This is a genomic window from Saccharopolyspora sp. NPDC047091, from assembly GCF_040643635.1.
Taxonomy (GTDB): Bacteria; Actinomycetota; Actinomycetes; order Mycobacteriales; family Pseudonocardiaceae; genus Saccharopolyspora_C.
In genome coordinates this window covers 1-17,383 of sequence record NZ_JBEYUS010000077.1, presented here as the reverse complement: position 1 = coordinate 17,383, position 17,383 = coordinate 1, and the positions used below count along the sequence as shown (strand labels likewise).

Genomic DNA, 17,383 nt, shown 5'->3' with positions numbered 1-17,383 from the left:
GCGGTTCTCGCTTCCTGTCGGGGGCTCAGATCACGCCGTCGGCGCGCAGTGCGGCGAGCTCGTCGGCGTCCAGGCCGAGCAGCCGGGAGTAGACCTCGGCGTTGTCCTCGCCGGGCAGCGGCGGCGCCTTGCGGACCGAACCGGGCGTGGCGCCGAGCTTGAGGGCGAGCCCGGGCAGCACGAGGGTGCCCAGCTCGGGGTGCTCGACCTCGATCATCATGTCCCTGGCCCGCACCTGCTCCGAGTCGGTCGCCTCGGCGACGCTGCGGACCGGGGAGTACGGCACGCCCGCCGCGGCCAGCAGCTCGCCGACGTGCGCCGAGGTGTGCCGCCGGGTGAAGCCGCGCACCACGTCGTCGAGCGCCTCGACGTGCACCAGCCGCGACTCCTGGTCGGCGAACCGCGGATCCTCGGTCAGCTCCGGCATCCCCATCGCGGCGGCGAGCCGCGGGAACAGCGCGTCGGTGCCCGCGTGCAGGTACAGGTGGCCGTCGGCGGTGGGGTAGGCGTTGGCGGGCACCGTGATGTGGTCCCGGTTCCCGGTGCGCCCGGTCTCCTCGCCGAGCATCCGCCAGGCCGCGGGCAGCGTGCCCATGCAGGAGAACAGCGCGTCCAGGCAGGAGATGTCGACGTGCTGCCCGTCGCCGGTGCGGGCGCGGGCGGCGAGCGCCATCATCGCGCCCATCACCCCGTGGAAGGCGGCGATGTGGTCGGCGACGAACGCCCCGGCCATCGTGGGCGGCCCGTCGGGGGTGCCGGTCATGCTCATCAGCCCGGAGGCGGCCTGCGCGATCGCGTCGAACAGGGCGCGGTCCCGGTTCGGGCCGGTCTGGCCGAACCCGGAGATCGACACCAGCACGGCGCGCGGGTTGAGCTCGTGGATCCGCTCCCAGCCGAGGCCCATCTTCGCGAGCGTGCCGGGCCGGAAGTTCTCCACCACGACGTCGCTGCCGCGCACGAGTTCTTCCAGCACTCCCAGCGCTTTCGGGTGCCGGGTGTCGAGCGTGACGCCGTGCTTGCTGCGGTTGTAGTTGAGCGTGTAGAGGCTGTGCCCGCGGTGGTGCGGCACGTTGCGCCGCGAGTCCTCGCCGCCGGGCCGCTCGACCTTGATGACCTCGGCGCCCATGTCGCCGAGGATCTGGCAGCACAGCGGTCCGGCGATGAACCGGGACAGGTCGAGCACGCGCAGCCCGTCCAGCGGTGGCGCGGTCATCGCACCCCTCCCCCGTCGACGGCGGGCGCGGCGGCGGGCTCGGCGGTGCCGTCGATGTCGAGCCTGCTGGTCTCCGGTGCCAGCCACGCGCACACCAGTCCGATGAGGACGAAGCCGCCGGTGATCGCGGCGACCGGCCACGGATCGCCGCCGGTGGCCAGCAGCAGCGCGGTGGACGCGGCAGGCCACAACCCGATCAGGATGCCGGGCAGCTGCGCGGCCAGCGAGATGCCGGTGTAGCGGACCTTGGTGCCGAACAGCTCCGCGAAGAACGCGGGTTCCACGCCGTACATCGGCCCGACGGAGAGCACGTAGAAACCCACGTAGACCACGAACATCAGCGCGACCGACCCGGTGTCCAGCGCCCAGAAGAACGGGAACACCAGCACCAGCCCGGCGATCGCGCCGAACGCGAACACGGCGCGCCTGCCCCAGCGGTCGGAGGCGAGCCCGGAGGCGCCGTAGCCGAACAGCGCGAGCACCGCCGCGACCGTCCCGGCCAGCAGCACGTCGGTCTCGGGCAGGTCGGTGTAGCTCTTGGCGTAGGCCAGCCCGATGGTGAGGATGAGGTATCCGGCGAAGACCTCGCCGAGCCGCATCCCCATCGCCAGCAGCAGCGGCCGCCGGAAGTGCCGCAGCACCTGGCCGAGCGGCGGCTTCTCCGCTCCGGCGGTGTCGGCGTCGAGGCTGCGCTGCGCGGCCTGGAAGGCGGGCGTCTCGGTGAGCTTGAGCCGGATGACCATGCCCAGCGCGATCAGCACCCCGCTGAGCAGGAACGGCACCCGCCAGCCCCAGGACATCAGCTGCGGTTCGGGCAACGTGGACACCCAGGCGAAGATGCCGGTGCTCAGCACGAGCCCGACGGCGTTGCCGATCTGCGGGAAGGTGCCGTAGAGACCGCGCTTGCCCGCGGGCGCGAACTCGACGGCGACCAGCGAGGCCCCGCCCCACTCGCCGCCGACGCCGAGCCCCTGCACCAGGCGGCACAGCACCAGCAGCACCGGTGCCCAGATCCCGATGGTCGCGGCGGTGGGCAGCAGTCCGATGAGGAACGTCGCCGTCCCCATCATCAGCAGCGTGGTGACCAGCGCGGCCTTCCGGCCGATCTTGTCGCCGAGGTGCCCGAACACGATGCCGCCGACGGGGCGGGCGAAGAAGCCGACGCCGAACACCGCGAACGCGGACAGGGTGCCGATGACCGGGTCGTCGCCCGGGAAGAACAGCCTGCCGAACACCAGCGCGGAGGCGGTGCCGAAGATGAAGTAGTCGTACCACTCCACGGCGGTCCCGACGAGGCTGGCGAACGCCGCGCGCCGTGCCAGCCGCCGCCGGTCGGGGGCGTGCTCCGGCGGGGAGGTGGGTGGTGGGCCACTGACCATGTGCTGACTCCGTTGTCGCTGTGGTTCAGGTGTCGTCGGCCGGTCCGGTCGCGCCAGGTGCGCGCGTCCGGTGCCCGCTCCGCGGAGCGCGCCGGGATCTCCGCTGGTCGTGCGCGGGGTACTCGATGATGCCCCGGCACCGCTCCAACAAAAGACTAGACAACTAGCCGTTTCGAGCTACAGTAAAGCCCGGCGCACCGCCCCGGTCAAGGGGCGACCCGCCCGGCGCGAGCCGGCCGAGGAGGAACCCCGCGCACCCCCTGGAGATCCGGACACCGGCCGGGGCGGAGCCAGGACGCGAACCCGCCGCGCGCCACCGGCGGACCTGCCCAACGCGAAGTGAGGATGCACGGATGTCGGACAAGCCCACCGGCGGTCAGCTCGTCGTGACGATGCTCGAATCGCTCGGGATCACCCACGTCTTCGGCGTGGTCGGCGGCCAGACCCTCGCGATCACCGATGCGCTCATCGACACCCCGTCGATCGAGTTCGTGCACACCCGGCACGAAGGCGCCGCCGCGGTCATGGCCGACGCGCACGGCCGCCGCACCGGGCGGCCCGCGGTCGCCATCGCCACCACCGGGCCGGGGGCCACGAACCTGCTCACCGGCGTCGGCGGGGCGTTCCGCGACTCCAGCCCGGCGATCATCATCACCTGCAACAACAACGGCGAGAACATCCACAAGGACGACGCGCAGAACGCCGACCACGTGCAGATCTTCGCGCCGTTCACCAAGTTCTCCCGCCTCGTCGCGCACGGCTCCTCGATCAAGCAGGCGATGGAGGAGGCCTACGTCAACGCCATGACCGGCAACCCCGGTCCGGTGCACCTCGACTTCGCCCGGGACACCATCGAGCAGGTGCTCGCCGACGCGCCGGAGGTGCCCGCGGTGCACCCGGCGCGCTCCTGGGTCGAGGACCGGCCGGTCGCCTCCCCCGCCCGCATCGCCGAGATCGCCGACCGGGTGCTCGCCGCGGAACGCCCGGTGATCTGGCTCGGCAACGGCGGCAACCGGTCCCGCGGCGGCGCCGAGGTGCTGGCACTGGCCGAGGCGCTCGGCATCCCCGTCGTCACCACCTTCAACGGGATCGGGGCGGTGCCCACCACGCACCCGCTGGTGTTCGGCGCGCTGTCCCGGATGGGCACCAACCTGAGCTCGCGGGTCGTCGCCGAGTCGGACCTGGTGCTGGCGCTGGGGAACAGCCTCAACGCGGTCTCCACCGGCCGGTGGCGGCTGCGGCTGCCGCAGGTCGTCCAGGTGGACGTGGACCCGGCGATGATCGGGCGCTACTACGCGGAGAGCACCACCGGCGTCGTCGGCGACCTCGCCGCGTTCAGCCGCGACCTGCGCACCGCCACCGCCGACCGCGCCGAGCAGGCGCGCGCCGGACGCGCCGGCTGGCTCGACGAGCTGCGGGACGCCGAACGCGAGTGGTGGGCGCGCTCGGAATCCCGCGCACCGGTCACCGCGGGCACCATCGCGCCCGCCGCCGCGGTCCGCGCGCTGCGCGAGGTCGCGCCCGCCGAGACGGTGCTGATCCCGGACGCGGGCAACCCCGGCGTGTGGTCGTTCCTGTGGGAGATGGAGCTGCCGCACCGCTACCTCAAGCCCGTCGGCTTCGGGAACATGGGCTTCGCGCTGCCCGCGGCCATCGCCTGCGCCGCCGCCGACCCGGAATCCCCGGTGCTGGCGCTGATCGGCGACGGTTCGCTGGGCATGAGCCTGGGCGAGCTGGAGACGCTGGCCCGCACCGGCGGCCCGGTCGTGCTGGTCGTCCTCAACGACTCCAGCTACGGCAACATCCGCCAGGAGCAGGAGCTGCACTTCGACGGGCGCACCACCGGCGTCGACTTCGGCGACGTGGACTTCGCCCGGGTGGCCGCCGGGATGGGCGTTGCCGCCGCGCGCGTCACCGAGGTCGACGAGCTCCTGACCACCGCGAAGGACGCGTTCGCCACGGGCCGCCCGTTCCTGATCGACGTGGTGCTGGACCGCGCGGCCAACGCCTGGACCTATCCCGCGTTCACCCCGCACCGCCCGCAGAGCTGAGCCGATCGGACTTCGCGCTTGCTCCGCGCGGCGGAACCGCTGCGCGCACGGCGGCGCACCATGGGAACGCCGGGCGATGCGCCCCGGCGGCACGAGGAGGAGGGCGACGATGCCATCCGGATCACCCGGCCCGCTGGACGGGCTGAAGGTCCTGGACCTGTCCCGGTTCATCGCAGGGCCGATCTGCGCGCAGATCCTGGCGGACTTCGGCGCGGAGGTCGTCAAGATCGAACGCCCCGACGGTGAGGACGCGCGCCACCACGAGCCCTACTACCGGGGTGAGAGCGTCTACACGATGCTCTACAACCGCAACAAGCACGGCGCCACCCTCGACACCCGCCATCCCGAGGCGCTCGCCGTGCTCGAAGACCTGGTCCGCTGGGCCGACGTGGTGGTGGAGAACTACCGGCCCGGCACGGTCGAGCGGATGGGCCTCGGCTACGAGCGGATGGTGGAGCTCAAACCGGACGTCGTCCTGGTGTCGATCTCCGGGTACGGCCAGACCGGGCCGCTGTCCCAGCGGGCGCTGTTCGACGCGATCTCGCAGGCCTCCTCCGGGCTGATGTCCATCACCGGGGAGGCCGACGGGAAACCGACGCTGACCGGCACCTACATCGCCGACTACGTCACCGGATACCAGGCGGCGATCGGCGCGTTCGCCGCGATCGCGCACCGCAAGGCCACCGGGGAGGGCCAGCGGGTCGACGTGGCCTCGCTGGACTCGATGTTCGCGACGCTGGGCACCCGGCTGATCGCGCACCTGATGCTGGACCTGGACATGCCGCGCAGCGGATCGCGGGACCTGCTCACCGCACCGGTCAACGTGTACCCGGCGCTGGACGGCGACATGTACGTGCAGGCGGGCACCAACGGCCTGTTCCCGAAGCTGTGCCGCGCCATCGACCGGGAGGACCTGCTGGAGGTGCCCGAGTACCGCACCGTCGCGGGCCGGATGGCCGACCAGGAGCCGCTGGAGCAGGCGGTCGCCCAGTGGGCGGAGCACCGCAGCTGCGCGGAGATCGGCGAGGTGCTCGGTGCGGCGGGCATCCCCTGCGCCAAGGTGGCGACCGTGCCCGAGGTCGCGTCCTCCCCGCAGATCGCCGCCCGCGACATGGTCGTGGACGTCGAACACCCCGAGCTGGGCAGGCTCCGGGTGCCCGGCAACCCGGTGAAGATGGACAAGAGCCCGCCCACCACCCGCAAGGCGCCGCCGACGGTCGGCGAGGACAACGAGTACGTCTACCGCGAACTGCTCGGCCGCAGCGCCGAAGAACTGGCGCGGTTGCGGGACGGCGGTGCGGTGTGAGCGGACGCCGATGAACCGGGGCGCGCGCTGCGTCGTCGCCGTCGACGTGGGCACCTCCGCGGTCCGCGCGGCCGCGGTCGGCGAGGACGGCGCGCTCCGCGGCCGCGCGCGGGTGGAGCGGCCCGCCGGGAGCGGCGAGCTGTTCGACGCGGAGCGGTTGTGCACCGACGTGCTGGCGGCGCTCGCCGCGCTCCCCCGCACACCGGTGTCGGCGCTGGTGGTCTCCGCGCACCTGGGCGTGGTCGCGGTGGACGAGCGGCTGCGGCCAGTGGACGAGGCAGGCGGCTGGTCCGATCCGCGCGGCCTCGACGAGCTGCGCGCGGTCGACGCTGAGCTGCGGGACGCGCTGCTGCGGGCGGCGCGGCGGCCGGCGCTCACCGGCGGGGCGCTGGCCCGCGCGCTGGCGCTGCGCCGCGATCCGGCGGTGGCCGACCGGGTGCGGCACCTGCTGAGCCCGAAGGACTTCCTGGTGGCCCGGTTGACCGGCCGGGTCCGCACGGATTCGGTGCACGCCGCCTACACGCTGCTCGCCGACGTGCCGGGCCGGACGTGGCACCGGCAGGCACTGGCGGCGCTGGGCATCGACCCGTCCTGGCTGCCCGCGCAGCTGCGGCCCACCGAGGTCGTGGGCGAGGTGCACCGCGACGCCGCCGAGCGCTGCGGGCTGCCCGCGGGGACGCCGGTGCTGGCGGGCGGGCCGGACGGGTCGATCGGCATCGGGCTGCTGCTCGGGTCGGATCCCGGGGGCATCGCCGACGTCGCGGGCACCACCGACGTGCTGGGACGGCTGCTCGCGGATACCGCCGCCCCGCCGTCGGCGCTGCTCAACCCGGCGCTGCTCGGGGACCGCTGGGTCGCCGGGGGCGCGACCGGCATGACGGGCGGGGCGGTCGCCGGGTGGCGCGGCCTGGTCGGGCCGGTCGCGGACGAGGAACTGGCCGCGGTGCCACCCGGTGCGGGCGGGCTGCGGGTGCTGCCCGCGACCACCGGCAGCCGGTTCCCGCGCTGGGAGCCGGAGGATCGCGGCGCCGTGCTCGGCCAGGGGCCCGCGCACTCGGCGGCGCACCTGGTACGCGCCGCGCAGGAAGGTGCCGCGTTCACGGTGCGCGAAGGCGTGGACCTGCTCGACCCGCCGGGTTCCGGACGGCTGCCGGTGCTGCTGGCCGGTGGTCTCACCCGCTCCCCGGTGGCGACCCGGTTGCGCGCGGACGTGCTCGGACGCCCGGTGCTGGTGTGCGCCGAACCGGACGTGACGCTGCTCGGGGCCGCCGCGGTGGCGTTGGTCGGCACCGGTGCGGCGGCGGATCTGGACGAGGCGCGGCCGCTGCTGGGCTGCGAGCTGCGGCGGGTGGAACCCGATCCGGCGCGGGCGCGGCGCTACGACGAGCTGTTCGCCGCGTGGCTCGCCGACCGGGACGGCACACCGACCGGACGGACCTAGCCGCGGCGTCCTCCGCGTGCTGGCATGGGATTCCCGCCTGGAGGACGACGCCGATGCGCGCGGACACCCTGCTGGACGAGACCTGGTCGTTCGGGCCGCTGGACCGGCCGGACCCGGCGGAGGTGCCGGACGCGGCGCTGCGGCCGGTGCTGCTGCCGCACGTGGTCGCCGAGCTCGGCCACCGGGACTGGGACCCGGCGAGCTGGGAGCGGACCTGGTTGTACCGCAACGACTTCCCCGGCCCGGGCGAGCCGGGACGGCGGTACTTCCTGCGGTTCGCGGGCGCGCTCACCACCACCCGGCCGGTGCTGAACGGGCACCGGCTCGCCCCGCACGCGGGCGGGTACCTGCCGTTCGAGCGGGAAGTCACCGGGCTGCTGGCGCCGCGCAACCGGCTGGACGTGGTGCTGGACGGCCGGTTCGACCCGGAGGTGCCGCCGAACTCGGCGAACCCGAGCAGCGCGGTGGACTTCTGGCAGCCCGCGGGCCTGCACCGGGAGGTGTCGCTGGTGGCACGGCCCGCCGATCACGTGCGGGACGTGTTCGCCCGGCCCGTCCGGGTGCTGGACGCGGCGCGGCGCGCGCTGCGGGTGCGGTGCGAGCTCGACCTGGCCGTCGGCGGCGAGCTGGTGCTGCGCGCGGAACTCCGGGACGGTCCCGATCCGGTCGCCGCCGCCGAGGGACCGGTGCGGGCCGGTCCAGGGCGCGCGGTCGCGGAGCTGGAGCTGGACCGGCTGGGCGCGGTGCGGCTGTGGCACCCGGACTCGCCGCGGCGGTACGAGGTGGTGGTGGCGCTGCTGCGCGACGGACGGCAGCTGCACGAGCACCGGGTGCGCACCGGCTTCCGCCACGTCGAGTTCCGCCTCGACGGCTTCCGGCTCAACGGCGAGCGGTACCCGCTGTTCGGGCTCAACCGGCACCAGCTGTTCCCGTTCGCGGGCGCGGCGATGCCCGCGCGGGTGCAGCGGCAGGACGCGCGGCTGCTGCGGGAGGAGCTGAACTGCACGGTGGTGCGCTGCTCGCACTACCCGCCGCACGAGGCGTTCCTGGACGCCTGCGACGAGCTGGGCCTGCTGGTCTGGGACGAGCCGCCCGGCTGGCAGCACCTGGGCGGCGCGCGCTGGCGGGACCGCGCGCTGCGCGACGTGCACGACATGGTGGTGCGCGACCGCAACCACCCGTCGGTGGTGCTGTGGGCGGCGCGGCTCAACGAAACACCGGACTCCCCCGAGCTCTACGCCCGCACCGAACGGCTCGTGCACGAGCTGGACGGCTCGCGGCCCACCACCGGCGCGGTCCTCAGCGCCGACCACGACACCACCGGCTTCCGGCACGACGTGTTCGGCTGCAACGACTACTCGGCGAGCACCGGGCCGGACGGACTGCCCCGCCCCGAGCTCGCACCGCCGCGCACCGACCTCCCCTACCTGGTCAGCGAGGCCGTCGGCACCCTGTCCGGCCCGGCGAAGTTCTACCGCCGCACCGATCCGCAGCAGGTGCAGCAGGGCCAGGCGTTCGCGCACGCGCGGGTGCACGACCTGGCCGGTCGCGATCCGGGCTACGCGGGAGTGCTGGCGTGGGCGGGCTTCGACTACCCGTCGGGCAACGGGAACGTGGACCGGGGCGTGAAGTGTCCCGGCGTCGTCGACCTGTTCCGGGTGCCGAAGGCGGGGGCGGCGGTGTACCGGGCGCAGGTCGATCCGCGGCGGCGGCCGGTGGTCGAGCCGTCGTTCTGCTGGGACCTCACCGGGCCGAGCCCGGTGCAGGACCTCGCCGAAGCCGCCATCTGGTCCAATGCGGACGCGTTGGAGCTGTTCCTCGACGACGAACCGTTCGCCGCGCTCACCCCGGCCCGGGATCGGTTCCCGCACCTGCCGCACCCGCCGTTCCTGGCCGATTTCCGCGCGGTGACGGGAATTCCGGAGCTGCGGGTCGACGCATACCTCGACGACCGGCCGGTGCTGCGCAGGCGGTTCAGCGCGGACCGCGCCACCGACCGGCTGTCGCTGCGCGCCGACGATGCGGAACTGCACGCGGGCGGCGCGGACGCCACCCGCGTCGAGATCCGGGTGGTGGACCGCTACGGCGCCGAACGGCAGCACACCGCCGGGGACGTGGCGCTGGAGCTCGAAGGTCCCGCCGAGCTCATCGGCCCGAACCCGTTCCCGCTCGCGGACACCGGCGGCACCGGGGCGGTGTGGCTGCGCAGCACCCGCGGCACCGGCCGGGTGCGGCTGTCCGCCCGGCACCCGTCCGCGGGCCGGGCGCGGGTCGAACTCCTCACCCGGTCGGCACCGGTTCCGCGGTGAGGGCCCGCGCGGTCTGCCGGGCGATCTCCAGGTCCTCGCGGGATTCCACGACGACGGTGCGCACCCGCGCACCCGCCGCACCGATGTCGGCGTCCGCGGTGGCCGCCGCGTTGCGCTCCGCGTCCACCGCCACCCCGAGGAAGCCGAGCCGTTCCGCGACCTCCGCGCGCAGCACCGGCTGGTGCTCCCCCACGCCGCCGGTGAACACCAGCAGGTCCAGCCCGCCCATCGCCGCGACCATCGCGCCCGCGTGCCGCACCAGCGAGTGCACGTACACGTCGTAGGCGAGCTCGGCGTCCTGGTCGCAGTCGGCGCTCGCGGTCAGCACGTCCCGCAGGTCCCCGGAGCCACCGGCGAGCCCGGCCAGCCCGGACCGCTCGCGCAGCGCATCGCACAGCTCGTCCACACCGACCTTCCCGCTGGTCAGCAGCCACTCCAGCAGGCCGGGGTCCACCGAACCGCTGCGGGTCGCCATCACCAGCCCCTCGTCCGGGGTGAACCCCATCGTGGTGTCCACGCAGCGCCCGTCGCGCACCGCCGCCAGCGAGGCGCCCGCACCGAGGTGGCAGCTCAGCACCCGCCCGCCGGTCGGACCGGCCAGCTCGGCGCCGCGCCGGGACGCGTAGCCGTGCGAGAGCCCGTGGAACCCGTACCGGCGCAGCCCCCACCGCTCGTTCCACTCCTTCGGCAGCGCGTAGGTGCGGGCCGCCTCCGGCAGCGTGGTGTGGAACGCGGTGTCCACGCACGCCACCGCCGGGGTGCCGGGCGCGCACTCGGCGGCCGCGCGCATCGCGTCGAGCGCGCGCGACTGGTGCAGCGGTGCCAGCTCGGTCAGCCCGGACAGGTAGTGCAGCAGCGCGTCGTCGACGACCGCGGGCCCCTGCAGCTTCGGCCCGCCGTGCACCACCCGGTGCCCGATGGCCTGCGCGCCGTGCTCCTGGAAGAAGTCCCGCACCGGGTCCGGCTCACCCCGCCAGTGCTGCACGTCGTGCCCGGCGACCTGGTCGTCGTCGTGCAGCAGGCGCAGCTTGAGGCTGCTCGATCCGGCGTTGACGGTCAGCACCCGCATGATCAGCTCCACTTCCAGTCGCGGACTTCCGGCAGGTCCTCGCCGTGCGTGGTGACGTACCGCCGGTGTCGGATGAGTGCGCCGACCAGTTCCTCCCGCACGTGCGCCGCCCGGGACCCGAGCTCCGGGACGCGGTCGATGACCTCGATGGCCAGGTGGAACCGGTCGATCTCGTTGAGCACGCACATGTCGAACGGGGTCGTGGTGGTGCCCTCCTCCTGGTAGCCGCGCACGTGGAGGTTCGCGTGGTTGCGCCGCCGGTAGGTCAGCCGGTGGATCAGCCACGGGTAGCCGTGGTAGTCGAAGATGACCGGCCGGTCGGTGGTGAACAGCGCGTCGAACTCCACATCGGACAGTCCGTGCGGGTGTTCCCGCGGGTCCTGCAACCGCATCAGGTCCACCACGTTGACCACCCGCATCCGCAGCTCGGGGAAGCGGCGGCGCAGCAGGTCCACGGCGGCGAGGGTCTCCATCGTCGGCACGTCCCCGGCGCAGGCCAGCACCACGTCCGGTTCGCCGTCGCCGTCGGTGCTCGCCCACTCCCAGATGCCGATCCCCTTGGTGCAGTGCACTTCCGCGTCGTCGATGCCCAGGTACTGCGGGGCGGGCTGCTTGCCGGCGACGACCACGTTGATGTAGTCCCGGCTGCGCAGGCAGTGGTCGGCGACCGACAGCAGCGTGTTCGCGTCGGGCGGCAGGTAGACGCGCACGATCTCGGCCTTCTTGTTCACCACGTGGTCGATGAAACCGGGGTCCTGGTGGGAGAAGCCGTTGTGGTCCTGGCGCCACACGTGCGAGGTGAGCAGGTAGTTCAGCGAGGCGATCGGCTGCCGCCACGCCAGCCCGGTGCTCACCTTCAGCCACTTCGCGTGCTGGTTGAGCATCGAGTCCACCAGGTGCGCGAACGCCTCGTAGCAGGAGAACAGCCCGTGCCTGCCGGTGAGCAGGTAGCCCTCCAGCCAGCCCTGGCAGGTGTGCTCGGACAGCACCTCCAGCACCCGCCCGTCCGGGGCGAGCGAGTCGTCCCCCGGTTCGGTCTCCCCCATCCAGGCCCGCGAGGTCGCCTCCAGCACGGCGCCGAGCCGGTTCGAGTTGTTCTCGTCGGGGGCGAACAGCCGGAAGTTCGCGGCGAGCCGGTTGCGGGTCAGCACGTCCCGCAGGAACCCGCCGAGCACCTGGGTGGCCTGCCCGCTGGTGGCGCCCGGTTCGGGCACCGGCACGCCGTGGTCGCGGAAGTCCGGCAGCCGCAGCCCGCGCAGCAGCAGGCCGCCGTTGGCGTGCGGGTTCGCGCTCATCCGGCGCGTCCCGGCCGGGTTGAGCCGCCGGATCTCCTCGACCGGCGCGCCATCGGCGGTGAACAGCTCCTCCGGCCGGTAGCCGCGCAGCCAGTCCTCCAGCTGCCGCAGGTGCTCCGGGTCGCCGCGCGGGTCGGAGAGCGGGATCTGGTGCGCCCGCCAGGTGCCTTCGACCTGCTGCCCGTCCACCACGTCGGGACCGGTCCAGCCCTTCGGGGTGCGCAGCACGATCATCGGCCAGCGGGGTCGTTCCACCACTCCTTCGTGCCGGGCGCGGTAGCGGATGCGGTCGATCTCGTCGAGGCAGCCGTCGAGGGCCGCGGCGAAGGACCGGTGCATCACCGCAGGGTCGGACCCGGACACCACGCGCGGTTCGTAGCCGTAGCCGCGCAGCAGCTCCAGCAGCTCGTGCTCGGGGATGCGGGCCAGCACCGCCGGGTTCGCGATCTTGTAGCCGTTGAGGTGCAACAGCGGCAGCACCGCGCCGTCGCGCGCCGGGTCGAGGAACTTGTTCGAGTGCCAGCTCGTCGCGAGCGGCCCCGTCTCGGCCTCCCCGTCGCCGACCACGCAGGCCACCGTGAGGTCCGGGTTGTCGAACGCGGCGCCGTAGGCGTGCGCCAGCGAGTAGCCGAGCTCCCCGCCCTCGTTGATCGACCCGGGCGTCTCCGGCGCGGCGTGGCTGGGGACCCCTCCGGGGAAGGAGAACTGGGTGACCAGCCGCTGCAGCCCCGCCACGTCCTGCGCGACGTCCGGGTAGATCTCGCCGTAGGTGCCTTCCAGCCAGGTCGCGGCGACCACGCCCGGCCCACCGTGCCCCGGCCCCGTCACGTAGATCATGTCGAGGTCGCGGTCGCGGATGGCGCGGTTCAGGTGCGCGTACAGGAAGGTCAGTCCGGGCGTCGTGCCCCAGTGGCCGAGCAGCCGCGGTTTGACGTGCTCGGGTCGCAGCGGTTCCCGCAGCAGCGGGTTGCCCATCAGGTAGATCTGCGCCGCGGACAGGTAGTTCGCGGCCCGCCACCACTGGTCGACGCGCTGGAGTTCGCGCGCGTCGAGGTCGGCGGGTGCGTCGGCGGTGCGGGTGCCCATCCGGAACCTCCGGGGAACGCCGTGCGGGATCGCTTCACCCCGCAGCGTTCCCAGCCCGCCGCCGCGGCAATCCCCGCTCCGGCCGGAGATCGATCAGCACGTCCGGACCGGGGTGGTCGACCGGGCGATCAGAGGTGGACGACCCGGCCCTCCGCGGCGGAGCGGCGGGCCGCGTCGATGATCTCCAGCCCGGTGATGGCGTCGGCCGGGTCCACCGGCGGCGCCGAGCCCTCGCGCAGCGCGGTGCCGAGCAGGTCGTAGAACTCCGGGTAGGCGCCGGGTTCGGTCGGCACCCGCCGGGACTCCTCGACGGTGCCGAGCTCGCCCTGCAGCGATTCGGCTTCGACGCCCCAGCCGGCGCCGGGCAGCGCCCCGACCTTCAGCGCCGCCTCCTGCGGGTCGAGCCCGTACTTGGTGTAGCCCGCGCGGTCGCCGAGCACCCGCAGCCGCGGGCCGTGCTGGGCGGTGAACTTGCCGACCCACAGGTGCGAGCGGACACCGCCCGCGTGCGTCAGCGCGAGGAACGTGTCGTCGTCCACGGCGCTGCCGGGCCTGCGCACGTCCACTTCGGCGTAGACGCTCGCGACCGGGCCGAACAGGGCCAGCGCCTGGTCGATGAGGTGGCTGCCCAGGTCGTAGAGCACGCCACCGGCCTCCTCCGGACCGCCGGATTCGCGCCAGCCGGTCTTCGGCGTCGGCACCCAGCGCTCGAACCGGGACTCGAAGCGGTGCACGGCACCGAGCTCCCCGGCGTCGATCAGCTTCGCGAGGGTGCGGAAGTCGTTGTCCCACCGGCGGTTCTGGAACACGGTGAGCAGCAGGTCGCGGCGCCACGCCTCGGCGACGAGCTCCCGGGCCGCCGCCGCGGTGGGCGCGAACGGCTTGTCCACCACCACGGGCAGCCCGGCGCGCAGCACCTCGGTGGTGTGCTCGACGTGCAGCCGGTTGGGGCTGGCCACCACCACGAGGTCGAGCCCGCCGCGGTCGAGCAGCGCGGGCACGTCGTCCACGACCGCCGTACCGGGGTGCGCGGCCTCCAGCGCGGCGCGCCGCTCCGGGTTCCGGGTGACCACTGCGGACAGTTCGAACCCCGGGTTCGCCGCGATCAGCGGTGCGTGGAACACCGCCCCGGCGATGCCGTACCCGATCAACCCCACCCGCAGCGCAGCACTCATGGCTCCATTACACCCCGCGGCGGCGGTCGGGCGGCGCCCGGGCCGGGACACCCCCGCTGGCAAAGCCCGTCCGCGGACCTCGGCCGTTTTTCCTGTCAGCGGCGACGCCGCTGAGCGGAGACCCGGCACGCAGCCGGACCACCCGCGGGTTCTCAGCGGCCCTCGCGAGGACGGCGTTCTCTCGTGTGGCGGAGCCACTCGTGAGAACGATCCGCAACGAGGGGGCCGCTGAGGTTCCGCCACCCGCCCCCGGATCGCAGCAGGAGGGCGGAAGCCCTAGACGGAGGCTTCGGGCCCGTTCACCTGGCCCGGCGACACGAGGCCCGTCTCGTAGGCGGTGATCACCAGCTGGGTGCGGGAGCTCAGGTGCAGCTTCTGCATCACGTGGTACAGGTGCGATTTCACCGTCAGCTCGGCCAGGCCGAGGTTCCGCGCGATGTCGGCGTTCGAGCCGCCGCGCGCCACCTCCAGCAGCACGTCCAGCTCGCGGTTGGTGAGCCCGCTGAGCTCGGTGGACGCGTCCCGGACTCCGAGCGAGGCGAACCGGGTCAGCAGCCGCCGCGTGACGCGCGGCGCCAGCAGCGCCTCCCCGGCGGCGACGGTGTGCACCGCGCGCACCAGCTCCTCCGGCGGGGCGTCCTTGAGCAGGAACCCGCTGGCCCCGGCGCGCAGCGCCGCGTACACGTACTCGTCGAGGTCGTGCACGGTGAGCATGATGACCGAGGTCCCGCCCTCGGTGGCGGTCATGATCTCGCGGGCCGCGCTGATGCCGTCCATCCCGGGCATCCGCACGTCCATCAGCACCACGTCGGGGCGCCGCCTGCGCACGGCGGCCACCGCGGCGGCACCGTCCTCTGCTTCGGCGAGAACGCGCAGGTCGGGCTCGGCGGACAGCAGTGCCACCAGCCCTGCCCGGATCATCGCCTGGTCGTCGGCGACGAGCACCGTCGTCTCCGCGGGGTGCTCCACCACGGACCTCCTCGGTTCGGGCCGCCGCGCACCGGCCGAAACCGGTTTCAAATACGGGTCAGGCAAGGTCCGAATTTTCCGGGCACGGTAGCACGGCCGCCAAGTGGAACCCGTTGGAAACCGGGTGCGCGGTGAACGTCCCCCCGAGCAGCGCAACGCGTTCCCGCAGCCCGATGAGCCCGCGGCCCGATCCGCCGCCGCGCACCGGGGACAGCGCGGGCACCTTCTCCGCGAGACCGCGGGCGAAGCTGTCCGGTCCGGTCGCGTGGTTGGTGACCTCCAGGCGCAGCGCACCGGAGCCGTAGTCCAGCAGCACCCGCGCGTAACCGCTGCCCGCGTGCTTGAGCACGTTCGTCACGGCCTCCTGCACGATGCGGTAGGCGGCCATCTCCACGCCGGGCCCGAGTTCGCGCACTTCGCCCCGGCGGTCCAGTCGCCACACCACTCCGGTGCCGCGCACCGATTCCACCAGGTGGTCCACCCGGTGCAGTCCGGGCGCGGGATGCCGTCCGGGTTCGTCGCCGGACGCGGCGCCCTGCTCCGCGGGTTCCTCGCGCAACCTGCCCAGCAGGCCGCGGAGTTCGCCGAGCGCGGCCCGCGAGGTGTGTTCGAGTTCGCGCAGCGTCTGCTCCGCGTGCCCCGGATCGCGGTCCACGAGCGCCCGGGCGACGCCCGCGCGCAGCGCCACCACGGACAGGTTGTGCGAGACGATGTCGTGGAATTCGCGGGCTATCCGGGCCCGTTCCCCCGCGACCGCTTCGGCGGCGAGCTGATCCCGCGCCTGGTCGAGCAGGGCCACGGTGTGCTCGAGCTGGGCGGCCCGCTGCCTGCCGAACCGGACCGCGTAGGCCAGTCCGACGACCATGAACAGGTCGATCGACGCCATCACGGTGCTCACGAACGCGGACAGCGGCGGGTCGTACCACGAGTACAGCACCGGCCAGAGCATCGCGAGCACGGTAGCGGTCACGGCGCCGAGCGTTCCGCTGCGCTGGCAGACCGAGTACACGCCGACCAGGATCGTGAAGTTCAGCGGGTTCTCCGGCACGCCGACCAGGGTCAGCGTCGTCGCCGCGGCCAGGCCCGCCAGCAGCGACACCCACGGCCACTTGCGCCGCACCAGCAGCAGTGCGAACGCGGGCACCGTCACCAGCATCATCGACCACCAGGGCCGCCCGGGCGGCCCTGGTGATTCGAGATGCAGGATCAGGGCGTGCATGACGGTGAACAGCACGACCATCGCGAGGTCGAGCAGGAACGCTCGCTTCACCAACGCATTCGGCACGCCCCGCAGTATGCGCACACCGCGTGCGCGAAATCAGTAGCCTCGGGCGACCCATTCATCAAATTGGGGCAAAACCTCGGCAATGGTGGTGCTCTCTCCGTGACCGGGGTGCACGGTCGTGACCTCGGGCAGGGTGAGCAGCCGCTCCCGGATGGATTCGACGAGCACGCCGAAGTCCGAGTAGGACCGGCCGGTGGCACCGGGCCCGCCCGCGAACAGGGTGTCGCCGGTGAACACGGTGCCCAGGTCGGCCGAGTACAGGCACACCGAGCCGGGGGCGTGCCCCGGCGTGTGCAGCACCTGCAGCCCGGTGCCCGCGACGCCGATGACCTGCCGGTCGGCGAGGGTGCGCTCGGGTTCCCGGTCCGGGTGGGTGAGCTGCCACAGCACCTGGTCGTCGGGGTGCAGGAAGATCGGCGCACCGACCTCGGCGGCGAGCTCGGGTGCCTTGCGCACGTGGTCGTCGTGGGCGTGGGTGGCGAGGATCGCCAGCACGGTGCGCCCGTCGATCAGCTTCTTGATCGCGTCGACGTCGTGCGGGACGTCGATGACGACGCACTCCTCGTCGTCGCCGACGACCCACGCGTTGTTGTCCACCTGGTGGGTCTCGCCGTCGAGCGAGAAGGTGCCCGACGTCGTGGTGTGGTCGATGCGGGCGCTCATCAGAACACCACCACCGAACGGAGGACCTCTCCGTCGTGCATCTTGGTGAAGGCGGACTCGACCTGGTCCAACGAGATCTCCTCGGTCACGAACTTCTCCAACGGCAACCTGCCCTGGAGGTACATCTCCACCAGCATGGGGA

Annotated in this window: 12 protein-coding genes and 1 pseudogene; 4 read left to right on the top strand and 9 right to left on the bottom strand. The window is 73.4% G+C overall.

Annotated elements, in window-relative coordinates; all coding sequences use genetic code 11:
- Positions 1 to 25: 25 nt before the first annotated feature.
- The gene (locus ABZ805_RS25065) at positions 26 to 1,213 is read right to left on the bottom strand and encodes a CoA transferase (protein WP_358444965.1); all 1,188 of its coding nucleotides are present in this window, start codon (positions 1,211 to 1,213) and stop codon (positions 26 to 28) included.
- A complete protein-coding gene (locus tag ABZ805_RS25060; protein ID WP_358444962.1) occupies positions 1,210 to 2,592 on the bottom strand; it encodes an MFS transporter in 1,383 nt (460 codons plus the stop codon). The genes ABZ805_RS25065 and ABZ805_RS25060 overlap by 4 nt, the downstream gene beginning before the upstream one ends.
- Positions 2,593 to 2,945: 353 nt before the next feature.
- On the opposite strand from ABZ805_RS25060, the gene ABZ805_RS25055 reads away from it, so the two are divergent.
- The 4 genes from ABZ805_RS25055 to ABZ805_RS25040 all read left to right on the top strand — a co-directional run bounded on the left by ABZ805_RS25055 (position 2,946) and on the right by ABZ805_RS25040 (position 9,699).
- Positions 2,946 to 4,643, top strand: coding sequence for a thiamine pyrophosphate-binding protein (locus ABZ805_RS25055; RefSeq protein WP_358444960.1), 1,698 nt, complete (start codon positions 2,946 to 2,948; stop codon positions 4,641 to 4,643).
- Between the two features lie 109 nt (positions 4,644 to 4,752).
- The gene (locus ABZ805_RS25050) at positions 4,753 to 5,949 is read left to right on the top strand and encodes a CoA transferase (protein WP_358444957.1); all 1,197 of its coding nucleotides are present in this window, start codon (positions 4,753 to 4,755) and stop codon (positions 5,947 to 5,949) included.
- Positions 5,950 to 5,959: 10 nt separating this feature from the next.
- The gene (locus ABZ805_RS25045; protein ID WP_358444954.1) at positions 5,960 to 7,390 is read left to right on the top strand and encodes an FGGY-family carbohydrate kinase; all 1,431 of its coding nucleotides are present in this window, start codon (positions 5,960 to 5,962) and stop codon (positions 7,388 to 7,390) included.
- Between the two features lie 53 nt (positions 7,391 to 7,443).
- Complete coding sequence (locus ABZ805_RS25040; RefSeq protein ID WP_358444951.1) at positions 7,444 to 9,699, top strand: glycoside hydrolase family 2 TIM barrel-domain containing protein; 2,256 nt, start codon at positions 7,444 to 7,446, stop codon at positions 9,697 to 9,699.
- On the opposite strand, the gene ABZ805_RS25035 is transcribed toward ABZ805_RS25040, so the two are convergent.
- The 7 genes and pseudogenes from ABZ805_RS25035 to ABZ805_RS25005 all read right to left on the bottom strand — a co-directional run.
- Positions 9,671 to 10,768, bottom strand: a complete 1,098-nt coding sequence (locus ABZ805_RS25035) for an acetate/propionate family kinase (RefSeq protein ID WP_358444948.1) — start codon at positions 10,766 to 10,768, stop codon at positions 9,671 to 9,673. The two genes, ABZ805_RS25040 and ABZ805_RS25035, sit on opposite strands and share 29 nt — an antisense overlap.
- Before the next feature lie 2 nt (positions 10,769 to 10,770).
- Entirely contained in the window at positions 10,771 to 13,149 is a 2,379-nt protein-coding gene (locus tag ABZ805_RS25030; RefSeq protein WP_358444945.1) for a phosphoketolase family protein, read from the bottom strand.
- Between the two features lie 128 nt (positions 13,150 to 13,277).
- The gene (locus ABZ805_RS25025; RefSeq protein WP_358444942.1) at positions 13,278 to 14,324 is read right to left on the bottom strand and encodes a Gfo/Idh/MocA family oxidoreductase; all 1,047 of its coding nucleotides are present in this window, start codon (positions 14,322 to 14,324) and stop codon (positions 13,278 to 13,280) included.
- A 276-nt stretch (positions 14,325 to 14,600) separates the two neighbouring features.
- A complete protein-coding gene (locus ABZ805_RS25020; RefSeq protein ID WP_358444939.1) occupies positions 14,601 to 15,296 on the bottom strand; it encodes a response regulator transcription factor in 696 nt (231 codons plus the stop codon).
- A 55-nt stretch (positions 15,297 to 15,351) separates the two neighbouring features.
- Entirely contained in the window at positions 15,352 to 16,578 is a 1,227-nt protein-coding gene (locus ABZ805_RS25015; RefSeq protein WP_358444937.1) for a histidine kinase, read from the bottom strand.
- 33 nt (positions 16,579 to 16,611) lie between these two features.
- Positions 16,612 to 17,241 (bottom strand): MBL fold metallo-hydrolase, encoded by a 630-nt coding sequence (locus tag ABZ805_RS25010; protein WP_358444934.1) that lies wholly within the window; start codon positions 17,239 to 17,241, stop codon positions 16,612 to 16,614.
- Positions 17,241 to 17,383: pseudogene (locus ABZ805_RS25005) on the bottom strand (S-(hydroxymethyl)mycothiol dehydrogenase); the annotation flags it as partial. The gene ABZ805_RS25010 and the pseudogene ABZ805_RS25005, both read right to left, overlap by 1 nt.